The 22,314-nt window shown below is 69.2% G+C and carries 22 protein-coding genes; 5 read left to right on the top strand and 17 right to left on the bottom strand.

Annotated elements, in window-relative coordinates; translation table 11 throughout:
- Positions 1-48 precede the first annotated feature (48 nt).
- The 3 genes from MJ797_RS05885 to MJ797_RS05875 all read right to left on the bottom strand — a co-directional run bounded on the left by MJ797_RS05885 (position 49) and on the right by MJ797_RS05875 (position 2,623).
- Positions 49-1,809, bottom strand: a complete 1,761-nt coding sequence (locus tag MJ797_RS05885; RefSeq protein WP_239332626.1) for a nitrite/sulfite reductase — start codon at positions 1,807-1,809, stop codon at positions 49-51.
- 55 nt (positions 1,810-1,864) lie between these two features.
- The gene (locus MJ797_RS27405) at positions 1,865-1,942 is read right to left on the bottom strand and encodes a putative leader peptide (protein WP_374403324.1); all 78 of its coding nucleotides are present in this window, start codon (positions 1,940-1,942) and stop codon (positions 1,865-1,867) included.
- A 249-nt stretch (positions 1,943-2,191) separates the two neighbouring features.
- Positions 2,192-2,623, bottom strand: coding sequence for a response regulator transcription factor (locus MJ797_RS05875; RefSeq protein WP_239332622.1), 432 nt, complete (start codon positions 2,621-2,623; stop codon positions 2,192-2,194).
- Between the two features lie 706 nt (positions 2,624-3,329).
- Between MJ797_RS05875 and MJ797_RS05870 the strand changes: the two genes are divergently transcribed.
- The gene (locus MJ797_RS05870) at positions 3,330-4,226 is read left to right on the top strand and encodes a helix-turn-helix transcriptional regulator (RefSeq protein ID WP_308128285.1); all 897 of its coding nucleotides are present in this window, start codon (positions 3,330-3,332) and stop codon (positions 4,224-4,226) included.
- A gap of 13 nt (positions 4,227-4,239) precedes the next feature.
- On the opposite strand, the gene MJ797_RS05865 is transcribed toward MJ797_RS05870, so the two are convergent.
- The 8 genes from MJ797_RS05865 to MJ797_RS05830 form a co-directional block, all read right to left on the bottom strand.
- Positions 4,240-5,097 carry a menaquinone biosynthetic enzyme MqnA/MqnD family protein gene (locus MJ797_RS05865; protein WP_239332620.1) on the bottom strand — a complete coding sequence of 286 codons (858 nt, stop codon included), beginning with the start codon at positions 5,095-5,097 and terminating at the stop codon, positions 4,240-4,242.
- Positions 5,094-5,405, bottom strand: a complete 312-nt coding sequence (locus tag MJ797_RS05860) for a hypothetical protein (RefSeq protein WP_308128284.1) — start codon at positions 5,403-5,405, stop codon at positions 5,094-5,096. Before MJ797_RS05860 ends, MJ797_RS05865 begins: the two co-directional genes overlap by 4 nt.
- A gap of 45 nt (positions 5,406-5,450) precedes the next feature.
- Positions 5,451-5,759 (bottom strand): hypothetical protein, encoded by a 309-nt coding sequence (locus MJ797_RS05855; RefSeq protein WP_239332618.1) that lies wholly within the window; start codon positions 5,757-5,759, stop codon positions 5,451-5,453.
- Between the two features lie 11 nt (positions 5,760-5,770).
- Positions 5,771-6,919, bottom strand: a complete 1,149-nt coding sequence (gene mqnE / locus MJ797_RS05850; RefSeq protein WP_239332616.1) for an aminofutalosine synthase MqnE — start codon at positions 6,917-6,919, stop codon at positions 5,771-5,773.
- Positions 6,920-7,159: 240 nt separating this feature from the next.
- Positions 7,160-7,510 carry a hypothetical protein gene (locus tag MJ797_RS05845; RefSeq protein WP_239332614.1) on the bottom strand — a complete coding sequence of 117 codons (351 nt, stop codon included), beginning with the start codon at positions 7,508-7,510 and terminating at the stop codon, positions 7,160-7,162.
- A gap of 87 nt (positions 7,511-7,597) precedes the next feature.
- Positions 7,598-8,299 (bottom strand): UbiX family flavin prenyltransferase, encoded by a 702-nt coding sequence (locus MJ797_RS05840; RefSeq protein ID WP_239332612.1) that lies wholly within the window; start codon positions 8,297-8,299, stop codon positions 7,598-7,600.
- 17 nt (positions 8,300-8,316) lie between these two features.
- Positions 8,317-9,240 carry a menaquinone biosynthesis prenyltransferase MqnP gene (gene mqnP / locus MJ797_RS05835; RefSeq protein WP_305039685.1) on the bottom strand — a complete coding sequence of 308 codons (924 nt, stop codon included), beginning with the start codon at positions 9,238-9,240 and terminating at the stop codon, positions 8,317-8,319.
- A gap of 111 nt (positions 9,241-9,351) precedes the next feature.
- The gene (locus tag MJ797_RS05830; RefSeq protein ID WP_239332610.1) at positions 9,352-10,803 is read right to left on the bottom strand and encodes a menaquinone biosynthesis decarboxylase; all 1,452 of its coding nucleotides are present in this window, start codon (positions 10,801-10,803) and stop codon (positions 9,352-9,354) included.
- Positions 10,804-11,066: 263 nt separating this feature from the next.
- Between MJ797_RS05830 and MJ797_RS05825 the strand changes: the two genes are divergently transcribed.
- Positions 11,067-11,483, top strand: coding sequence for a PLD nuclease N-terminal domain-containing protein (locus MJ797_RS05825; RefSeq protein WP_239332608.1), 417 nt, complete (start codon positions 11,067-11,069; stop codon positions 11,481-11,483).
- Between the two features lie 73 nt (positions 11,484-11,556).
- On the opposite strand, the gene ccsB is transcribed toward MJ797_RS05825, so the two are convergent.
- From ccsB to hemL, 6 genes are all read right to left on the bottom strand, one after another.
- On the bottom strand, positions 11,557-12,726 hold the full coding sequence (ccsB, locus tag MJ797_RS05820) for a c-type cytochrome biogenesis protein CcsB (protein WP_239332606.1): 1,170 nt from the start codon (positions 12,724-12,726) through the stop codon (positions 11,557-11,559).
- A complete protein-coding gene (locus MJ797_RS05815) occupies positions 12,726-14,345 on the bottom strand; it encodes a cytochrome c biogenesis protein ResB (protein WP_308128283.1) in 1,620 nt (539 codons plus the stop codon). The genes ccsB and MJ797_RS05815 overlap by 1 nt, the downstream gene beginning before the upstream one ends.
- Positions 14,346-14,563: 218 nt before the next feature.
- Complete coding sequence (locus MJ797_RS05810; RefSeq protein WP_239332604.1) at positions 14,564-15,499, bottom strand: cytochrome c biogenesis CcdA family protein; 936 nt, start codon at positions 15,497-15,499, stop codon at positions 14,564-14,566.
- The gene (locus tag MJ797_RS05805) at positions 15,496-16,179 is read right to left on the bottom strand and encodes a TlpA disulfide reductase family protein (protein WP_308128282.1); all 684 of its coding nucleotides are present in this window, start codon (positions 16,177-16,179) and stop codon (positions 15,496-15,498) included. Before MJ797_RS05805 ends, MJ797_RS05810 begins: the two co-directional genes overlap by 4 nt.
- Positions 16,180-16,503: 324 nt before the next feature.
- On the bottom strand, positions 16,504-17,187 hold the full coding sequence (locus tag MJ797_RS05800; RefSeq protein WP_239332602.1) for a histidine phosphatase family protein: 684 nt from the start codon (positions 17,185-17,187) through the stop codon (positions 16,504-16,506).
- Complete coding sequence (gene hemL, locus MJ797_RS05795) at positions 17,184-18,542, bottom strand: glutamate-1-semialdehyde 2,1-aminomutase (RefSeq protein WP_239332600.1); 1,359 nt, start codon at positions 18,540-18,542, stop codon at positions 17,184-17,186. The genes MJ797_RS05800 and hemL overlap by 4 nt, the downstream gene beginning before the upstream one ends.
- 640 nt (positions 18,543-19,182) lie before the next feature.
- Here hemL and MJ797_RS05790 point away from each other — a divergent pair.
- The 3 genes from MJ797_RS05790 (at position 19,183) to MJ797_RS05780 (ending at position 22,270) form a co-directional block, all read left to right on the top strand.
- Positions 19,183-20,019 (top strand): PadR family transcriptional regulator, encoded by an 837-nt coding sequence (locus MJ797_RS05790; RefSeq protein ID WP_239332598.1) that lies wholly within the window; start codon positions 19,183-19,185, stop codon positions 20,017-20,019.
- Between the two features lie 239 nt (positions 20,020-20,258).
- Complete coding sequence (locus MJ797_RS05785; RefSeq protein ID WP_374581570.1) at positions 20,259-21,344, top strand: ATP-binding cassette domain-containing protein; 1,086 nt, start codon at positions 20,259-20,261, stop codon at positions 21,342-21,344.
- Positions 21,344-22,270: an ABC transporter permease gene (locus MJ797_RS05780; protein WP_239332594.1), complete on the top strand. Its 927-nt coding sequence runs from the start codon at positions 21,344-21,346 to the stop codon at positions 22,268-22,270. Before MJ797_RS05785 ends, MJ797_RS05780 begins: the two co-directional genes overlap by 1 nt.
- Positions 22,271-22,314 lie beyond the last annotated feature (44 nt).

Raw genomic sequence — 22,314 nt, 5'->3', positions numbered from 1 at the left:
CCTCACCGCAGTACGGGCAGTAGAAGGGGACGGAATGACCGCTAGCCATCAAACCGCTCCGGACGCCCCGGACGCGGGCTCGGGCTCGGGCTCGGCCGGGGCCACGGCACCGGCTCGATCCGCCGGAGCGGCCAGGACGGACTCGTCGGCCCGCTCGACCCAGTCCGCGAAGGACTCACCCTCGTCCCGACCATCCGAATAAGCGCGCAGCAGCCCGTCGACGTAGTCAGCGACACCGGCGGAGGTGACCTTCAGCCCACGGGACTTGCGGCCCAGCCGCGACCGTACGCCAAGATGACCACCAAGGTGCAGCTGAAAGCCTTCGACCATCTCCCCGGATTCGTCCGGGACGAGGGAGCCCTTGAGCCCGATGTCGGCGACCTGGAAACGTGCGCAGGCATTCGGGCAGCCGTTCACGTGGATGCCGATCGGCTCGTCGAAGTCGGGCAGCCGCCGCTCCAGCTCGTCGATGAGCGCCCCGGCCTTCGCCTTGGTCTCGACGATGGCGAGTTTGCAGAACTCGATGCCGGTGCAGGCCATGGTGCCGCGCCGGAAAACGCTCGGCCGGACGACCAGGTCGAGCGCGGCGAGTTCCGCCGTCAGCTGGTCGGCCCCGGCCGGATCGACGTCGAGGATGACCAGTTTCTGCGTGGTCGTCGCGCGGATGCGACCAGCGGCGAAACGGTCTGCGAGGTCCGCGACCGCGGTGAGCGTGGTGCCGCTCAGCCGTCCGGCACGGGGCGCGAAGCCGACCGCTAGACGGCCGTCGCTCTGCTGGTGGATACCGATGTGATCGCGGCCCTCGTTACGCGGCGGCGGCGGTGGCGGGCCGTCCGGCAGCGGCGCGGTCAGGTACTCCTTCTCCAGCGTCGTCCGGACCCATTCGGGCCCCATGTCCGCGACCAGGAACTTCAGCCGCGCCCGGGTGCGCATCCGCCGGTAGCCGTAGTCCCGGAACAGGCTCGCCACCGCGTACCAGACCTCGGCGACGCGGTCAGCGGCGACAAAGGTGCCGAGCCTGACCCCGAGCTTGGGATTGGTCGACAGCCCGCCACCGACCCAAAGATCGTAACCGGCACCGAACTCCGGATGCACGGCCCCGACGAACGCAATGTCGTTGATCTCGTGCAGGGTGCACTGGTCGGCGCAGCCGGAGATGGCGCTCTTGAACTTGCGCGGCAGGTTGCTCAGGGAGGTGTCACCGACGTAACGCTGGACGGTCTCCTCGATCGCCGGGGTGGCGTCGATGATCTCATCGCCGTCAACCCCGGCCAGTGGGCACCCCAGGATGACTCGGGGGGTGTCGCCGCACGCCTCGGCCGTTGTCATCCCCGCGCCTTCGAGCGCCGCCCAGATCGCGGGAACATCCTCGATGCGAATCCAGTGCAGCTGGATGTTCTGGCGGTCGGTGACGTCCGCGACGTCCCGGCCGAACCGGGTGGAGATCCCCGCGATGACACGAAGCTGATCACTGGTCAGCTGGCCACCGTCAAGGCGGATCCGCTGCATGAAGAAGGGCGCGTCGAGCTCCTCAGGCTCAAGGATGGCCGTCTTACCGCCGTCGATTCCCTCCTTGCGCTGGGTGTACAGCCCCCACCAGCGAAATCGGCCCCGCAGGTCCTGCGGGTCGATCCCGGCGAACCCGGTGTACGGGTAATGGTTGAGGATCCGGTCCCGAACGGCGAGGCCGTCCTGGTCCTTCTTCATCCGTTCGTTGGGGTTGAGGGGCTCAAGGTGGCCGAGTGCCCACTGGCCCTGCCCCTTCGGACGGAGCGGGCGGGTGGAACGGGAGCGTGCGGGGGTTGTCATCGAGTCTCTCGCAGCCGGGTGCGGGGTGCGCCGAGAGCGCCGGCGCGCGGGAAGGTCAGCTGTGACGCGGACAGGCGGCGCTTGCGACCCTGAGCAGGTCGATGTGCAGGCGCGCGACCAGAGCAGAATCCACCAACGGGAAGTCGCCCAGCGCAGGACCCGCTGGGCGGACGTCCGGACCGAGGCCGGTTATGTCTGAGCCAGTCAGGCGAAGCCCCGGGCGCACGGTCACAGCCCTATGGTTCCACACTGGGCGCCCACACGTTGGTGATCGTACACAGAACCAACAAAAAACGACCAAACGTTTACAAAAAGCAACCGACAAACACCCGAACCAGGTTATTTTGGACAGCTGAGCAGCCGTGCCCAGAGCTGCCGAGGCTCAGTTCCGGGTCGAGCCGCCCGCGGTGACCCGAGTCGAGGCACGGCCGCACACGTCCCGAAGACAATCGAGCAGGCTGTCGGCAGCAAGGCCTTTCTCGATCAGGGCATGCGCGCCGAGCGCCAACGCCCGCTCGCCGAGAGCCTCTTCGGAGAAACCCGTGAAGATGACGACACGGGCGCCCGGCGCGGCGCGACGTACCGCGGGCAGCGCCGCGAGGCCGTCCAGGACGGGCATGCAGACATCGAGCAGCACGAGGTCCGGGCCGGTCCGCGAAACGACCTCAACGGCTTCGGCTCCATCCCTTGCCTGGCCGACGACCACGAAGTCAGGCTCCATCTCCAGCAGGAGACACACGAGGTCGCGCACACCATCCGCGTCGTCCGCCACCACGACACGAACGGCGGCCTGCGGCTCCGGTTCCCCGTCCATATCCGACGTTCTACGCCACGCCAGCACCACCCGCCCATCGTCATTCGGGGTGGTTTCCCGAGCTAGCCCCCGCGCCCAGCGCCCTGGCGGGCCGGCCATGCGGCCGCGATGCGCACGTAATCCGCAACGAGTCCAGTGACACCCGCGACGCGGCAATGTGAAATGGTTATCCGTGGATTGCCTTTGATGCGCCGGAAGTAACAACGACAACAGCTGTCGGCAACTTTCCACCCCCAATGATCATTGTCAACCAAAAGGTGTGCAGGTCATAGCCTTTTTCGCGCATCTGGACAGCAAGGGCGACCAGCGACGGGGAACGCGGCGTCGCGGGGCCAGGGCGCGCACCTCACGCCATCGCTCCCCAGCCATCCCCGCGCGGCGCACGGGTGCCCCGGCGCCGGTCGCCACCCACCGCCTCCGGTGGCTCCCCGCGCCGCCGCACGCGGGCACGCGCCCCCAATCCCACTCCTTGATCTACACCCTTGTTGCCGGAACCTCTAAAAGTAATAAATATACGACGATAAGTAAAAAATCTTCAGACCTTGGCCAGAGTCAGTGCACTTTGGAGTAGCATGGTCACAAAAGGTGACATGATTTTTATCGATCACTCTTTGTAGACCCCTCCGACACAGAAAACGTGACACGCATCGGGTCGGCCAGGCAAGCCCTGCCGCCCGGTCCTCCTGGAAGAAGGAAGCAGGCGCGGATGCGGCGACGGAACCGAGACTGTGACGACACAGCCAGTGCGGAGGATCTTCTGCCATGGATGATCCGTCGCATACGTGAGGAACGGGAGCTCTCCCGGGCGGATCTCGCAAGGATCACTGGTTACAGCCGACGGTACATCGACCAATTGGAGCAGCCCAGCCGCGGTATCCCGGCTCGGCCGGTCCTGGCCGCCGTCGACGCGGCCCTGGCTGCGGACGGCGCTCTCGTTGCGCTACGGCTGGCCGCGATCGAAGCCCGCACCGAAAAAACGCACAGCGATTCAAACCCGGAGGCCGAATCCCGCCGCAGGATACGCGACCTGCTCGACTACCAGGCCTACGATCGGAAACTGGACGCCCTCGACCGGCAGGCGGCGGAACTGATCGCGTCCGCACAGCAGCTCTCCCCCGCCGATATCACCGTTCGCGTGCGGGGCCAGCAGCGTTTTGCCGACGTTCTCCTGCGGACCCGCATGCTTCCCCATCAGCAGTTCCGCCTCTTCATGATTGCGGGGCATCTCGCGGGACTACAGGCGATAGCCCTGTTGGACAGCAACGAGTTCGAGCAGGCCGGCACCTGCTGTCTGGAGGCCGCCGTCTTCGCCGAGCTGACCGGGCACGAGGGGCTGCGTGCCTGGATACTCGTGGTGAACAACCTGATCGACGCGGCGGTCCACGGCACCCGCACCGGCCATACCTGCCCCGTTTTCCCCACACCGGACGAATTCGCCAGCATGATCGCCGCGGCAGATTACCGAACGACAGCCGGCGCTGGCAAGGCGAATGGCGCCGGTGTTCCCACACTCGAATGGAACGGCCCGCGGCTCGCGACGGCCAGGGCGCACAGCGCGCGCCCGCCGGTCGATTTCTCCCGGGCATTTCGACCGCCCGTGTGATGGCCGGCCCGTTCTACACGTCGGCGAACACGATGCCCATCCGTGCTGGGACGACGCCGCGCGCCGCGGCCTGGCCGGCGAACGCCATCAGGCCCTCCAGCTGACGCTCACCCAGGGAGAAGTCCAGGGCCGTGAAGTAGCGCGTCAGGGTGGTTGCGTCGAGCGCCTCCCAGCGCGCCGCATGCCTGGCGACGGTGCCGAGCTGGCGGAGCGCGAGGTCAAGGCTGCCGCGGAAGGCGCTGTGCACCTCCTTGACCACGCCCGGATGGGCCAGCGCGAAGTCACGCCGGACCGCCCAGAGCGCGAACACCATCGGCAGTCCCGACCAGTCCCGCCACGCCGCTCCGAGATCAACTACATGGAGCGGATGCGTGCTTCCGGCCCGCTCGGCGTTGTGGACGGCGCGGAGCGCCACATCCCCGATCAATACGGCCGCGTCAGCCTCACGGAGCATGAGCGGCAGGTCCGGCGGCATGCTGGCGTAGGCCGGGGCCAGCCCCAGCTTGTCCTCCAGCAGGATCTGCGCAAGCAGCACGCCGGTCCGCGACGTGGAACCGAGCGCGACCGACCGGATCCGCTCCAGCGGGACGGCGCTGACCAGCGCAACCGACAGGACGGGGCCGTCCGAACCGACCGCGATGTCAGGCAGCACAACAAGATCGTCAGCGTGCCGCAGGTACTCGACAAGACTGATCGGGCCGATATCGAGATCGCCGCTCACCAACGCCTCGTTGAGCCGGTCCGGAGTGTCCTTGGTCAGCTCGACGTCCAGCAGCGCACCGGAGTGCACCAGCCCCCAGTAGAGCGGCAGGCAGTTGAGAAACTGGATGTGCCCGACCCGTGGGCGAGCCGGCCCCGGCCCGCCGGTCAACGCAGCCAGCCGCGTCGTTGCGCCAAGGCGCCGAACACCGCGCGACGCTGGCGGAGCGCCACCGGATAACTCACGAGCCCGCTCAGCACAAAGGCCACGGCGAAGGCCAGGAAGCCCTTCACGCCCAGCCGCAGCACCACCGCAAGCACCACACCGAAAATCAGCGCTCGCACCATGAAGTAACGGGCGTTGATGGCCAGCAGACCCGAGCGGGATGGTGGCGTCGACGGCACCGCGGATGGCAGCCGCGACGGCCACCCGGGCAGCGGCCGTCCCGCATCACCAGGTGCCCGGCTTCGAAAATCCACGATGTCCGCCCTCCTCGTCCCGGCCGTGCCCTGGGCCGGCTCATGTCATCTCGGGCGACGGGTGCGCCTGCGTACCCAGCCAAGGCGTTGCAGTAAGGACGGATACAGGCCGAGACAGATGAACATCACCAGCAGGCCGAGCAGCCCGGCCGGGCCGATCGCCAGACCGGCAAGCCGCAGCAGGGCGTAGGCGGCCACGCCTGGCACAAGAATCACCAGGAAAGCCAGTACGAAGATCGAACCGATACCGGCCGATCCCTTCGGCTTGGCTGGATGCGCGGGCGCGCCCGGCCGCGGCGCCCGCGCATCCGGGGCATCCGGGGCATCCGGGGCATCCGGTCGGCTGGTCTGCATGTCGCGGGAGCCTATGCGCCGATCGGCTGGGGAAGATCCCGACGGGCCGGGTCGGGGCCGTCGAACTCCCGGATCACCCGGTAGCGGGTGTTGCGCTCCACCGGCCGGAAACCGGCATCTCTGATCACGGTGAGCAGGTCGTCACGGGTCATCGTGGTGGGCGTCCCGAAACCGTCCGCGTCATGGGTGATCTTGTATTCGACGACCGACCCGTCCAGGTCATCCGCGCCGAAGTTCAGCGCGAGCTGGGCCGTGGTGAGGCCGTGCATCACCCAGAAACACTTGATGTGATCGATGTTGTCAAACAGCAGCCGGGACACCGCGAACGTCTTCAGCGCCTCGGCGCCGGTCGCCATCGGCTGGTTCATGAGCCGGTTGCGGGGGTCGCCAGCCGCGTCGTGCTGAAAGCGCAGCGGGATGAACACCACGAACCCTCCGGTGGCGTCCTGGAGCTCGCGCAGCCGCAGGACGTGGTCGACCCGGTGCCGGGGCTGCTCGATGTGGCCGTAGAGCATGGTGCACGGCGTCCGCAGGCCCTTGGAGTGGGCGATACGGTGGATGCGCGACCAGTCCTCCCAGTGGGTCTCGTGGCCCACGATGTGCTGGCGGACCTCCCAGTCGAAGATCTCCGCGCCGCCCCCGGTCAGCGACTCCAGACCGGCGTCGATCAGCTCGTCGAGGATCTCGTCCGCGGGCAGGCCACTGATCTTCTCGAACCAGTGGATCTCGGTGGCGGTGAACGCCTTGAGCGCCACCCCCGGCAGCGCTTTGGACAGCTCGCGCAGTGAACGCGGGTAGTAACGCCACGGCAGGGTCGGGTGCAGGCCGTTGACGATGTGCAGCTCGGTGATGCCGGCGGGCTCCATCTCCCGAGCCAGCCGCACGGCCTCCTCGATGCGCATCGTGTACGCCTCGGCCTCGCCGGGCTTGCGCTGGAACGAGCAGTACGCGCAGGACGCCGCGCACACGTTGGTGAGGTTCAGATGCCGGTTGACGTTGAAGTACGTCGCGTCGCCGTTTTTGCGGACCCGGACGGAATGCGCCAGCTCCCCCAGCCAGGCCAGCTCGTCGCAGGCGTAGAGGGCCTCGCCGTCGGCGCGGCTGAGCCGTTCGCCGCCGGCGACCTTCGCTTCGATCTCACGCTTGAACCCGGCGTCCATGACTATAAGGGTAGCCCCGCGCGCTCCCGCGCCCGTGCGAGGCCGGACTGCCCGGTGGCCTCGTCCAGCGTTCGGCCGACCGCCGCCCAGAACCTCCAACGCGTCCGCGACCGGCGCACTTTTCATGATCAGCACGTGTTTGTCGCTGTGTACGGTTTTCGGCCCGATCGGCGTACCCAACGACAAACATCCGCCGATCTTGCTAGGGAAAACGCCGATCAGCGGCTATCAGCCTCGGCATCACCGCTCGCTGCCGTCTCGGCCCGCCACGCTGGTGCCGCGCCTGCCGGCCGGGCGCCCGGCGGCGCGTTCGGCGGCACGGCGCTGCATCCGGCCCACCGGGTAGGTCAGCACGCCCGTGATCACCAAAGCGGACAGCAACGCCAGGACCGGGCTGACGTCCAGGACGAGCAGGACGACCAGCACCACGATCAGCGCCGCGATCCGGGCGGCGAAGTACGGCAGCTGTACCCGGAGATCCGGTGCTGACGGTGCTGACGATGCCGACGACGGCCTGCCGCCTGCGCGCGCCGCCCGGCCCTTGGGCGCCGGTGCCGCCGTGGGGCTTTTCCTCGTGTTGTTGCGCGCCATACCTGCCTCAATCCCCAGCCTGACATCAACTACGGATGTTGCGAGCTCACGGTACGGCTCGGGCGGTGGACGCCGTCGGATGCCCGGTCATGAGGACGGGCGGCGGGCGGCGCCGAGCTCACCCGTCCAGCGGCGCAGGAGGGTGTTGGGTACGCCAGCCACGTCCAGGACCTTGCCGGCGACGAAGTCCACGAGTGCCTGCGCGTCGGTCGCGCCCGCGTAGAAGCCGGGGCTCGCCGCCGCCACGACCGCGCCCGCCTCGTGCAGCGACAGCATGTGCAGCAGCGTCGAGCGGGTGAACGGCATCTCCCGGGGGACGACGACCAGCGTGCGGCGTTCCTTCAACGTGACGTCGGCGACTCGTTGCAGCAGGTCCTTGGACAGGCCCAGGGCTATCCCGGCCACCGCCGCGGTGCTCGCCGGAACGACGATCATCCCTCGCGTCAGGTAGGAGCCGCTGCTCGGGCCGGCCGCCAGGTCACCCGGCGACCAGTGCCGGAGCCAGCCCTTCTCCGCCGCCCGTGACACGGCGGCGGCCGTGCCGACGCCGAGCCAGCTCGCCAACGCCTGCGGCCAGGCATTGTCCCGCCAGGCCAGGCCCGTCTCGTCGAGCAGCGTGAGGCGGGCGGCCCGGGAGACGATCAGATCGATCGGCAGACCGGCGGCCAGCAGGCCACGCAGCACCGACGCCGCGTATGGCGTCCCGCTCGCGCCGCTGACGCCCACCACCCATGGTCGCCGCGGCTCGTCGGCGTCCGGGCCGACCGCGGCCCGTCCCACGCGGCTCACCGGGCCCGTTACACCGGTCACCAGGCCAGGCCGCGCCCGGCGAGGTCGATGGCGGCGAAGGTGAACAGGGCGATGCCGACGAAACCGTTTGCGGTGAGGAAGGCCCGGTTCACTCGTGACAGGTCGTCGGCGGAGACGATCGCGTGCTCGTAACAGAACGCGGCGGCGGTCACCGCGAGGCCGGCCCACCACCAGACGCCGAAGTTCTCCATCAGCCCGAACACGACGAAGAAGGCGAACGTCACGACATGGGTGACGATCGATGCCGTCAGCGCGGCCTGAACGCCGAACCGAGCCGGCACCGACCCCACGCCGATGCCGCGGTCGATCTCGGCATCCTGACAGGAGTAGATCAGGTCGAAGCCGGCGATCCAGGCGCCGACCGCGGCCCCGAGGACGACTCCCGCCCACGACCAGTGGTCGGTGATGGCTATCCAGGCGCCGATGGGCGCGACCGCCTGGGCCAGGGCGAGAACGAGGTGTGGGAAGTTGGTGAACCGCTTGGAATAGGAATAGACGACCAGTGGGATCACCGCGAGCGGCGCGAGCGCCAGACAGAGCCAGGACAGCGCGGCGGCCGCGGCGCAGAAGACCGCCAGCGCGATGGCCGCGCCGACCGCTGCGGTGCGCACCGAGACGACGCCGGTGACCAGCTCACGTCCGGCCGTCCGCGGGTTGCGCCCGTCGATCCTGCGATCAATGATCCGGTTGGTGGCCATCGCGAAGGTGCGGGCCGCGACCATCGCGATGGTCACCAGACCGATGTCCAGCCAGTGCACCGAGCGGGAGATGTCGAAGGACGCGGTGAGCGCGGCGACATAGGCGAACGGCAGGGCGAACACCGAATGTTCGATCACCACCACCCGCAGGAAGGCGCGAACGGGACCGTCGGGTGCCGGAGCCGGTCCCGGCATCTCCGGGGCAACTGCCGCTTCACTCACCAGCGATCAACTCCATCCGCCTCGCCGCGCGCCGGGGACCCACCGCTTCCCTGCTACCGGGCGTTTCTCCTGCCAGGCACTCCTACCAGCCCGTACTCTTCTCAGACTTTTTTACAGTCCGTACTCTTTCCAGCGACGGGCGACCAGCTCCCTGGTTGCCTGATCCATCACGGCCTCCGCGGGCCAACCGCCCTCGCGACGGTATCCCTCGGCCGGGAGCTTGCGGGTGGCGTCCACACCGATCTTCCCACCGAAGAACTGTTCGTAGGAAGCGTGGTCGAGGTGGTCGACCGGGCCGATCGTGGTCAGCAGGTCATGGGCGTAGTCGACGTTGCCGAACGCCCGCCAGGCCACCTCGGAGTAGTCGTGGACGTCACAATCGGCGTCGACGACGACGACGAGCTTGGACAGCGACAGCAGCCCGGCGCCCCAGACTGCGTGCATGACCTTCTGCGCGTGCTTGGGGTACCGCTTGTCGATCGAGACGATGGCGCAGTTGTGGAAGACGCCCTCGACCGGGAGGTCGTAGTCGACTATCTCCGGGATCATCATCCGGATCAACGGCAGAAAGATCCGTTCTGTCGCCTTGCCGAGTGGGCCGTCCTCCTGCGGTGGGCGACCCACGACAATCGTCTGGAAGACCGGGTCACGCTGCATGGTCATGGCGTCGACCCGAAGCGCGGGGAACGGCTCGACCGGCGTGTAGAAGCCCGTGTGGTCACCGAACGGCCCCTCCGGACGCCGTTGGCCGGGCTCCAGCCAGCCTTCCAGCACGATCTGGGCGTTTGCGGGCACCCGCAGCGGAACCGTCAGGCAGTCGACCATCTCGACCCGCTCACCGCGCAGGAACCCGGCGAACAGGTACTCGTCGATCTCCGCCGGCAGTGGGGCGGACGCCGCGTAGGTCACCGCCGGGTCACAGCCGAACGCGATGGCGACCGGCAGCTTCTCGCCACGGCGCTCGGCCACGGCGTGGTGGGCGTTGGAGTCCTTGTGGATCTGCCAGTGCATCCCGACCGTCCGGGCGTCGTGGCGTTGCAGCCGGTACATGCCCAGGTTGCGCTGGCCCGTCTCGGGATGCTTCGTGTGGGTAAGGCCGAGGTTGAGGAAGGCGCCGCCATCGTCTGGCCAGGCATGTACCCCGGGCAACCGGAACAGGTCGACATCCGAGCCCTTGAGCACGACGTGCTGGCAGGGCGCGGTGCGGACCATGCGAGGCGGCACTGTCCGCAGCGCCGCGACCTTGCCCAGCGCCTCGCGCAGCCCGGTGAGCCCGACAGGCAGCTCGGGTCTGAGCATGGCGGCGATCCGGTCGCCGATCTCGTCGAGGCTGCTGGCTCCCAGCGCCGCGGCCATCCGCCGCTCTGTCCCGAAGACGTTGATTGCCAACGGCATGTCGGCGCCGGCCGGCCGGTCAAACAGCAGCGCGGGCCCGCGGTCCCGGACAACCCGGGTGACGATCTCAGTGACCTCCAGGACCGGATCGACCGGGACGCGGACGTGCCGCAGGTCGCCGTGACGCTCGAGGTGAGCGAGGAACGCGCGCAGATCCGCCCAGGCCATGGCCACCATCCTTGCAGCGGCGGGCACTCATCCGGCCGCGGCATCGGTACCGGATGCGTGACGGGGGTATGGCTGTCCCACCCCGTTGCCCCGGGCGGACGCACCGCCACTGCTGGGGGAATGGTTGACGGTACGGTCGAACAACGACGGACATGACCACTGGGCCTGGTGGACCACAGCCGGCCGGTACGGTACGGGCAGGTAAATCGGGCCTCCGTGAGGTTCTGACAGCTGGCGCGATCGGGTAAGGGGGCGGCGGTACGGTGGTCGGGCTCGTGCTGACGCTGGTAGTTCTCGGGTTCTGGGTTTATGCGATTGTCGACGCGGCTGTGACCCCGGCCGCGTCGGTCCGTACGCTCCCCAAACTCGCCTGGATCGTGATCATCGTTCTGTTCGAGGTCGTCGGCGCTGTGGCCTGGTTCCTGCTGGGCCGCCCACGCCGTGGCGCTGGTGCCGCACGGAACAGTGATCACCCGGCATGGGGCGGTCGGTCGCCCTGGACGGAGCGCCCCGGCATCCGCTGGGGTGACCCGGACAGGATCTCCGCCGGGCGTCAGTTTCCCTGGGCGCGCCGAGGCCCGGCGCCGCCACCGGTCGCCCCCGACGACAACCCCGAGTTCCTGCGCGAACTGTCCGAACGCATCCGTCGCGGGGACGGCGACGGCACCTCCCGGACCTGAAAAGCCCGTCCCCGATCCGCCGCTCGAACACCCCGGCCGCCCGCGGAACGGGTCTCGCACCGGGCCGGGTCCCTCAGTTGACCCCGGCGTAGGAGTGCAACCCGGAGATCACCAGATTGACCAGGTAGTAATCCACGAACAACGCGCTGAAACCCAACAGTGAGATCGCCGCGGCTCTGTTGCCCTTCCAACCGGCGGTGGCCCGGGCGTGCAGGTACGCGGCGTAGATCACCCACGTGATGAACGACCAGGTCTCCTTCGGGTCCCAGCCCCAGTAACGGCCCCAGGCCGCCTCCGCCCAGATCGCCCCGGCAATGACCGCGAACGTCCAGATCGGGAACGCCAGCCCGATCACCCGGTAGGTGATGCGGTCCAGGACCGCGGCCGTGGGCAGACGCATCATGATGCCACCACGCTTGCGCATCGCGGCGGACGCGCCGGCCCGCCCCGCGGCGACAGCGGCCAGCTGGTTCTCCCAGCGGTCCTTCAGCAGATACAGGACGGTCGTGACCGCCGAGACCATGAACACGCCGCTGGCGACGATCGCCGCGACCACGTGGATCTTAAGCCAGTAGGAGTTCAGCGCTGGGACGAGCGGTCCCACGGCGACGTAGAGCACCGTGCCGGCGAAGCCCAGATAGAGAACCACCGGGAACATCACGAAAACACCCAGCCAGCGGACACGAGCCCGGGTCCGCGCCAGCATGACCAGGTAGGTTGACACCGCGACCAAAGTGATCATGGATGAGAACTCGTACATGTTCCCCCACGGCACCCGGTGCGCGGCAAAGCCACGAGCCGTCACCGAGCCCACCTGAGCCAGCCAGCCAAGAGCGGTCAGCGCCACCGCGATCCGGCCGATCCAGCGCACCCCGGCCGGGCCGGGTGGGTGCTCGCCATCCCCGGCCATCGCCGCGGCCAGTGCCGCCGCCGCCGGATCAGTCATCGCGCCGGGTCCGCCCTGGCCGCCGCCGTCAACGCCGCCGTCGGCCTCCCCGCTCCGTTCGGCCGCGCCGAGACCGGCGCCGGCCATCGCCGGGACCCGCTCGGAAGCCGTGAGCCGGGCGGCGCCGGCCGATGACGACGATGACATGACCGGCTCCACGGCCGGTGCGCCGCTCGTCCGCCCGAACCGGCCGAACGCGAACTCGGCCGCGTAGCCGAGCATCGCCAGCGCGTAGACCACCATGGTCGCGCCGAGAAAATGATCGGACAACGCGGCAAGACCGGAGTTGACAGGCATCACAGCTCCTGTTTGTTGGAGTCCACCAGCCGGGGGCCCGTCTCCATGGCCGCCCGCGCATCCAGCGCGATCGCCCGCAGCTCGGCGGCGAAGCCGTCGATGTCAGACCGGGACAGACCGCCGATCTCGACGATGGTCGGGGCAGCCGCATGCGTATCCGTTCCTACGCCATCCGTTCCTACGCCCGTGCCGGCCGCGGGGCGCGCCCGCACCCAGACCCGGCGGCGGCGGACCCGCATGCTCAGCAGCAGACCGCAGATCATGGCGATCGCCGCGACCAGCACCCAGCCCTTGAACGGATCCGACTTCGTCTGGAATGTCGCGAACTCGCGCACGCCGTCGGCCTCCAGCGACATCCCGCCGGGCAGACCGGTGACGGTTCGCTGCTTCGGGTTGTTCAGCGCCAGGACCTGCGCCGCGCGATCGTCGCCGATCGGCCCGTTCAGCCGCAGCTGACGCATGTCGCGGGTGTCCAGCGAGTAGACGTTCTGCGGGATGCCCTCGTTGATGTGCAGGTTACCGACATAGCCGGTGAGCGTCAGGCCGGGTGCGTTCGCCGCCGGGTAGGTCGAGACATAGCCGCGCGCCCGGTCCAGTTCGGTGGTGGGCGTGAACACGCCGCTGAATGCCAGCTGCTGTGGCTCACGGGTGGGTCCGGTTGGCGCGAGCCCGGCATCGCCGATCTTCAATGTGCAGGTGGAGGCGAACATGGCGTCCCGGGGCGTGCACGGTTGATAGCCCTCCCAGACAACCCCGCCGGCAGCGTCACGCAACACGAAGTGCGGCGCGTATCCGTGCCCGATCAGATAGATCTTTGCGCTGCCGATCGCCAGCGGGTGGTTGACCCGGATCTCAGCGACACGGGTGGGCTCGCCCAGCTCGGATGTGTACGCGACCGTCGCGCGGAAGTCCGCCGGCTGGCCGGTCGGCTGGTAGGAGGCGGTGAACTTCTCCATGGTCAGGGAGAACGGCGCCAGGCCACCGGCGGGGTCGACAAGCCTGCCCCGGCTGAACTGGTCGTAGGAGACCAGCGTGTTCGCAAACCCGTCCCCCGTGATGACGAGGACCGTGCCCTGATAGCCGAACCACGAGCCCAGCCCGACACCGACGAGCATGAGGACCAGCGCGATATGGAAAATCAGGTTTCCGGTCTCGCGCAGGTACCCCTTTTCCGCCGCCACGGAGAAGTCGGGGCTGCCATCGGGCCGGGTGGCGCCCTCGGCGGCGACGGCCAGCCGGAACCGCCGCCGCCGCAGAACCACCCGCGCGGCCTCGATCGCCTCCGGCGGGGTGAGCGCGGTGTCCCACGTCTGCCCTCCGGTCAGCCGGCTCGGCCGGGCCGGTGCCCGCGGCGGGCGTCCCACCAGCGCCCTGGCATGCCAGCGGACCCTGGCCGACAGGCATCCGATCAGGGAAATGAACAACAACAGGTAGATCGCGGCGAACCAGGGAGCGCCGAACACGTTGAACGCGGACACCCTGTCCAGCGCCGGCGCGAGCGACGGGTGATCACGGAAGTACTGCTCGACTTTCAACGGGTTCAGCGACCGCTGCGGCAGCAGGGAACCAGGGACGGCCGCGAGCGCCAGCAGGAACAGCAGCAACAACGCGGTGCGCATGCTGGTCAGCTGATGCCAAAGCCGCCGGATCCGCACGATGACCCACCGCGCGGGGCCCCACCGCGCACAGGCCCGGCGCGCGGAGCCGAGGCCTCGGACAGGGCCGGCGCCTCGGACATCCGGCCCGGCAGCATCCGGCCCGCCCGACGCTTGAGACGGCGATGCCGATGCCTGCGCACGCACATCGTCAGGCACGGTCGTGGGCGCCGTCGGCTGGCTCACAGCGGAGTCTCCCCGAAGCCCGGCGCGTAGGGGCGGACAGCCGCGATCAGATCAGCCCAGGCGCCGGTGAGCTGGAGGAGCCCGACGCCGACGAGCAGGACGCCACCGAAGAGGGTAAGCGTCCGCGCGTGCCTGCGCACCGCGGCCAGAGCACCAGCGACCCGCCGGAAAGCCAGGCCCACGATCAGGAAGGGTATCCCCAGCCCCAGGCAATAGACGGCGGACAGCAGCGCGCCTCGCCCGGCGGTCGCACTCTGTACGGCCAGCCCCAGCACCGCGGTGAGGGTCGGCCCGAGACACGGCGTCCAGCCGATCCCGAACAGGACGCCGAGCAGCGGTGCGCCGAGCAGGCCCGGGGCGGGCAGGCGGTGGATGCGCCATTCCCGGTTGGCCAGCGGGACCCGCGCGAAAACACCGGCGAACGCCAGCCCCATGACGATGGTCACCGCGCCGAGGATCTGGCTGACGCCTACCTGGTGCAGGGTCAGCCATCGCCCCAGCCCGCCGAAGGCGGCGCCGTAGCTGACGAAGACGGCGGTGAAACCGGCGATGAACAGGCCGGTTCCGACGGTGACCCGGCCCGCCCGGCGGCGCGATCGCAACCGAGACCAGGCCCGGGGCGGGGCGGGGACCTCGAGCGGGGCTCCCGGAGCGCCGGCCGCCGCCGGCACACCCGGCACACCCGGCACACCCGGCACACCCGGCACACCCGGCACACCCGGCACACCCGGCACGGCCAGTGCGGCCGCCCGGCCGGTCATGGATGCCGGGCCGGTCGCGAGATCCTCGCCCGACAACCCGGTGACGAACGACAGGTATCCGGGCACCAACGGCAGCACGCACGGGGACAGGAACGACAGCAGCCCAGCCGCCGCGGCGACCGGCACAGCGAGCAGCAGCGGTCCATCGGTGACGAACGACGCGACGCTCACGTCTCCGCCCGCAGCCTGGTAAGCATGGGCATCAGCTCATCCGGGAGCACTCCACCAGTGAACCGGGCCGCGAGCCGGCCCTTGGCGTCCAGCACGAAGGTGGACGGCAGGCCGGGCGGCACCGGCCAGCGCGCGGCGAGCGTGCCGATCCGGTCGACGATGCTGGGATAGTTCACCCCATTGTCGCGGATGAACGCCTTCGCTGCGGAGAGGTTGTCCTTCTCGTTCACACCGACGAAGGCCACCTGTGGGTTGTCGGCGGCCATCGTGACCAGACCGGGCGTTTCCGCGCGGCAGGGCGCACACCACGACGCCCAGAAGTTCACGACGATGATCCGCCCGCGGTAGCTGGTGAGGTCCAGCTCGGGACCGGTCACGGTCGGCCCGGTAAGGATCGGGGCCGGCGTCCGGTTCTCGACCGGGACGAAGTCGGAGTTGGACGCCTGCTGGACAAAACCGAACCCACCACCAGCGGCCTGATCCACGCTGTCGGTCCCGCTGGAACAGCCAGTCACCACACAGAGCAGCGCGCACAGCGCACCGGTGATGACCAGCGACGCATGTCGACGTGGACGTGGACGCGGGCCCGGCCACCGCGCCCGCCTGGCCCAAGCGGCAGGCATCCCCGATGCCGCTGTCACGCTCCGCCACCCGTCCACACCCACTCCCGTCATACGCATCGGACCCAGCCTCACCTACGACCCACTGTAGAACTCGGCCCCAAGCGTAGGTCGCGGGCGCCGCCGCTGCCCGGCTCCCCGATGTCCCCAACCCGATCAAATCAAGGAGCGGGGCTGGGATGTGTGCGTCGCGCGGCGGCCCAGGGAGTGACCGGAGGTGCTGGGTGGCAACCGACGACGTGCGTCGCGCGGCGATGGATGGGGAGCGATGGATGGGGAGCGATGGATGGGGAGCGATGACGCGAGGCGCGTGCCCCAGCCCCGCGACGCCGCACCCCCTGTTGCCGGAGCCTCCGAGGATAATCACGAAGGCCCACGGGCCGATCAGGCGCCGACAGAACCGGCCTGGTTGACGGTCGGGCCGTTCGGCTCGGCATAGTCGATCCGCACCAGCCGATCGCCGGAGTACACCGCCGACGTCACGCTGGCGAGCGCGCACTGGCGACGGTCCGGACGGTGCCAGAGCCTGCTGCCCTCCAGCGCGCGGCGGGTCGTCCACACAGGCAGCTGGTGGCTGACCAGGACCACCTCCCGGCCGGGGAAGGCCGCACGCCACTCGGCGACGGCGGCGAGCATCCGTCCGGCGATCTCGGTGTAAGGCTCCCCCCAGGACGGCTCGAACGGATTGATCAGAAGTTTCCACATCCGTGGGTAGCGGACAAGAGCCGGCCCGGCCTCGAACGGCTTGCCCTCGAAGACGTTGCGACTCTCGATGAGGCGTGGGTCGACCTCGACGGCGGCACCGCTGGCTGTGGCAATCGGCGCGGCGGTCTGTCTCGCCCGCTCCAGCGGGCTCGCGACAACAACAGCGATATCACGATCAGCAAGAAACTCCGCGGTCACCTTGGCCTGGCGCGCGCCGGCTTCGGACAGCACGAACCCGGGCAGCCTGCCATAAAGGATCTTCTGGGGATTGAAGACCTCACCATGACGGACAAGGTGGATGGTCGTCAGCGGGCTGTCGGCGGTGTCGGTCGTGTCGGTGGTGTCACTGCCCGTCCGCGTCATGAGCGCGGCCCTCCAGCGCTCGTTGCCGGCACCGGCTCAGGGACACCGGCCGCGGCCCGCGCCGCCGCCGGCGCGGCGTTGGCGATCCGCTCGACAGCGGCGTCATCGTGCGCCGCCGAGACGAACCACGCCTCATAAGCGGACGGCGGCAGGTACACCCCGGCGTCCAGCATCGCATGGAAGAACGCCGCGTAGCGGGCGCTCGACTGGGTCCGCGCCCCGGTGTAGTCGATGACGGACGGCGCGTCGGTGAAGAACACGCTGAACAGCGAACCGGCGCTGCTGGGCAGGTGCGGCACGCCCTGCTCGGTCAGCGCTGTCGACACGATGCCAGCAACATCACCGGCGCGCGTGTCAACCGTCGCGTAAACCTCCGGGCCGCAGGCCCGCAGCGTGGCCAGACCCGCGGCAACGGCCAGCGGGTTGCCCGACAGCGTCCCGGCCTGATACACGGGTCCGGCCGGGGCGAGCTGGGCCATCACCTCACCCCGGCCACCGAAGGCCGCCGCGGGCAGCCCACCGCCCATGACCTTGCCGAAGGTGAACAGATCCGGCGCCCATCCCTCGACGGCGCCTTCCGCCCCCCACCAGCCGGCCGCCCCGACCCGAAAACCGGTCATCACCTCATCCAGGATGAACAATGCCCCGTAGGTGTCACAAAGCCGACGCAGTCCCGCGTTGAAACCCGGCAGTGGCGGGACAACTCCCATGTTGGCGGCGGCGGCTTCGGTGATGACAGCGGCGATCTCATCGGGATACCGGATGAACACCGCCTCGACGGCACCCAGGTCGTTGTAGGGCACGACGATCGTTTCCGCCGTGGTGGCGGCGGTCACGCCCGGCGTTTCCGGCAGGCCGAGGGTCGTCACTCCCGAACCAGCCGCGGCAAGCAGAGCGTCGACATGACCATGGTAGCAGCCGGCGAACTTTATGATCTTTGAACGCCGGGTGAAACCCCGCGCGAGCCGCAGCGCGCTCATGGTGGCCTCGGTCCCGGAGTTGACCAACCGGACCTGCTCGACCGGGGCCACCCTCGACACGATCTCTTCGGCCAGCTCGACCTCACCCGGGCTCGGCGTGCCGTAGCTCGTGCCACGTGCCGCCGCCGCCCGCAGCGCCTCGACGACCGCCGGGTGGGCATGACCAAGAATCATGGGCCCCCACGAGCAGACCAGGTCCACATATCTGCAGCCGTCCGCGTCAGTGAGGTACGCGCCATCCCCGGACACCATGAAGCGCGGTGTGCCGCCAACAGCCTGAAACGCCCGGACCGGTGAGTTGACCCCACCTGGGATGACCCGCTGCGCGCGGCGGAACAGCTCCTGGGAGGCCGGAGCCTCAGATCCGACTGGCATACCACCGATCCTCGCAGGTCCACACCGCGCCGCCGCACGATGTGCCCGCACTCCGACCATTGATGATTGCTGGGAGGGAGCCGCCGGTGGGCGGGGGATAACCCAGCCGCCCACCGGCGGCGGCTCGGTGTACGGAAACGCCAACCAGCCCGGTGGTCAGAAGCCGGTGCGGGCGCGCCGCCGAGCCCACCCGCACCGGCTGTGTCACGACGCATCTGTGAGCATGACGCAGCCAGCCGTGCGGCGCTCGGCGTAGCGCGCCAGACGGCCGGTGTGTCCGGTTGTTGCCACTCGAGACAGGGATCGCGTCCACGGCTTTCGGCTGATGCACCTGGCCCGCGCCTGTGAGCATTCCGAGAGTCCGCCGCCGGGTCCAGCGAACACGCCGCACCGGCGCCACGGCCCACGGCCCACGGCCCACGGCCCACGGCCCACGGCCCACGGCCCACGGCCCACGGCCCACGGCCCACGGCCCACGGCCCACGGCCCACGGCCCACATCAATGATCCACTTTTTCCGCGTACCGGCCACCGCTGTTGACCGCTGCCGGCCGCTCCAAGCAGCCAGCCGCCCGATTGACAGCCAGCGCTCGCGCCTCGGATACTCGCTTCCGAGTAATCGGAGCCGAGGCGGTGGGAGCATGGCACATCAACGGCCAGCAAACATGCTGGCACTGGCTGTGCTCGCACTGCTCAACGAACGGCCCATGCATCCGTACGAGATGTCAACTACGATGCGTGAGCGCCACAAGGAAAACAGCATCAAGCTGACCTACGGCTCGCTTTACACCGTGGTGGAGTCGCTGGCCCGTGGCGGCTACATCAGGGCACGGGAGACCGTTCGCGAAGGCCGGCGGCCGGAGCGGACCATCTACGAGATCACCACCGCTGGTCGAACCGAGCTCTACGACTGGATGTCCGAGCTTGTCAGCACACCCGCGAAGGAGTACCTGCGCTTCGAGGCGGCGCTGTCCATGCTGGCCGTGCTCACGCCAGAAGACGCCGTCCGGCTGCTCACCGAACGCCGCGGCCGGCTCATGCTCCAGATCGAGCACGCCCGCGCGGGTGAGGCCCTCACCGTCCGCGAAGGCCTGCCCCGATTGTTCATGCTGGAAACCGGGTTCGTCAGCGCGTTGGCCCAGGCCGAGCTCCGCTACGTGGACGAGCTCATCAAGATGATCTCCGAACGGACACTGGATGGCATCCACATATGGGATGCCATCCACACTCGCGAGACCGAACCGGACCGAATCCGCGACGTCGTCGTCCGGGCGCTGCGGGCTGGCGGCCACACGGGATCCGCGGCCGACGCCGTCCTGAACACGACCGAACGAGCCATCGCCGCGCAGGCCGGCCCGGCCGACGCCAGCCCCTGGCCGGCCTGGGAACAACCGGCACCGCCAGCGCCGTCCGCCGCGCCCGGGGACGCCGCTGGAACGCCCGGCCCGCACGATCGAAGCCGGAGACCGACCACGTGACCAACGAACCACGTTCTGTCGCCCGTCATCCCACAGGTTCAGGAAGTTCAGGGGGACCGATGACCTCAGATCCGGCTCCAGCGCAAGCCGCGCCGACCGGCAGCTCCACCGCGCAGCTGCTCCAGGCGCCTGGCCCGGTCGCGTCCATGTCCATGTCCATCCCCGCGACAGCCGGCTCCGCAACAGTTGACTCCGCGACAGCCGATCCGCCCACGATCTCCGCGGCACCGGCGACAGCCATGTTCGTGGGCCCCGGCGGGCATTGTGCGATCCAGGCGTCCGACCTGACCAAGCACTACCGAGGTGGCGTCCGGGCGTTGGACCGTCTCAGCTTCCAGGTCGCCCCGGGCACGGTATTCGGCCTGTTGGGACCGAACGGGGCCGGCAAGTCCACCACGGTGAAAATCCTCACCACGCTCTCGCGTCCTGACTCCGGCGGGGCCACGGTGGCCGGGATCGATGTCCTCGCCCATCCCGGCCAGGTGCGACAGGCGATCGGTGTTGTCACGCAGCGTTCCGGCATTGACCTGGAAGCGACCGGACGGGAGAACATCGCGCTCGCGGCCCACCTGCACGGGCTTGCCCGCGCCGGACTGACCGCTCGGGTCACCGACCTGCTCGACCGGTTCGAGCTGGCCCAGGCCGCCGACCGCCCAGCGCGCACCTACTCCGGCGGCATGCTCCGGAAGCTCGACGTGGCCGTCGGGCTGGTGCACCGGCCCAGCGTGCTGTTCCTCGACGAACCCACCACCGGGCTCGACCCGCACGCACGCATGCAGATGTGGGACGAAATCGGTTCACTCGCGGCGGACGGCCTGACAATCATGCTGACCACCCACTACCTGGAGGAGGCGGACCGGCTCGCGTCCAGGGTCGCCATCATCGACGGCGGCCGCATCCTTGTCGAAGGCAGCCCGGACGAACTCAAGAGCGAACTGCGGGGAGACGCCGTCCGCCTGGAACTCGCGGCCGTTCCCGACGCCGCTCTCGCGGAGGGCATCACCATGGCCCTCAACGGGGTCCCCGGGGTCACCGAGACCACGCTGGACGGTCGCGAGGTCCACAGCCGGGTGACCAACGGCGCATCGTCCCTGCCCGCCGTGTTCGCCGCTCTCGAACAGGTGGACACCACGGTCATCGCGGCGACGATCGCCAGACCGTCACTGGATGACGTCTACCTGCGCCATGTCGGCCACCGGTTCAGGGCCACCGCCGGGACCGGCCCGCGCCCGGCCGGCGTCGGTGCTGGTGCCGGTGCCGGTGCCGGTGCTGACGACACGAACGCCCGGGAACAGGGCGTCACGCACAAGAAGGAGGTGGCGTGATGTCAGGCGACACCGGCACCGGCACCGGCACCACGACCTTGCCCGGCAACGCGGTCACCGGAGCGGCTGCCGTAGACAGCACGCTCCGCCCCGGCCGTGGGGTGGATGCTTCAGGTTCCCGGCCGGCGCCGTCGCCCGCAACGGAGTACGCGGCATCCGCCGGCAGCCAGCTGCGCTGGTTGACTGTGCGGCAGCTGCGTGCGCTGGTTCGCCAGCCCGCCTACCTGGCGATCACGATCGTGCAGGCCGTGGTCTGGCTGCCCCTGTTCGGTTCGCTGTTCCGCCGGGTCGTCGATGTTCCCGGCTTCGGCAGCGGATCCTACTTCGATTTCCTGACTGCCGGCGTCGTGGTGATGAGCGCTCTGTTCTCAGCCGGCTGGTCCGGCATGCGGGTCATCGTCGACATCGATCGCGGGGTCATGGACCGGATGCTCACGTCACCGGTCCGGCGATCCGCGCTGATCAGTAGCGCGCTTGTCTACCAGGTGGTGGTCACCACCATCCAGTCGGTCATCATCATGCTGCTCGGCTGGGCCGTCGGGACCCACTACCGCAACGGCCTGGTCGGCCCGGCCGTCCTGCTCACAGCCGCGTCGCTGGTCGCGGTCACGGTCGCGGCCTGCTCGAACGCGCTGGCCCTGCTCGTGCGGAAGGAGGACGTCCTGATCGCGGCGGTGAACTTCGCCATCCTGCCGTTGACGTTCATGTCATCGGCAATCATGGCACGGAACCTCATGCCGGGCTGGATGAAGACCATCGCGCGGGTCAACCCGGTGGACTGGGCGGTCAGCGCTGCCCGCGAGGCTGGCTCGACCGACCCGGACTGGCTGGCGGTCAGCATCTATCTCTGCTGCCTCACCGGGCTCGCCGCGATGGCCGGGAAGCTCGCGACCCGCGCCTTCGACTCCTACCGCCGCTCCCTGTAGGCATGATTTTTAGAGCGCCCGGCAATAGGGGCGTGGATCAAGGA

The sequence above is a fragment of the Protofrankia sp. CiP3 genome, assembly GCF_917627345.1.
Classification (GTDB): Bacteria; Actinomycetota; Actinomycetes; order Frankiales; family Frankiaceae; genus Protofrankia.
This window is presented reverse-complemented; position numbering and strand designations above follow the sequence as displayed.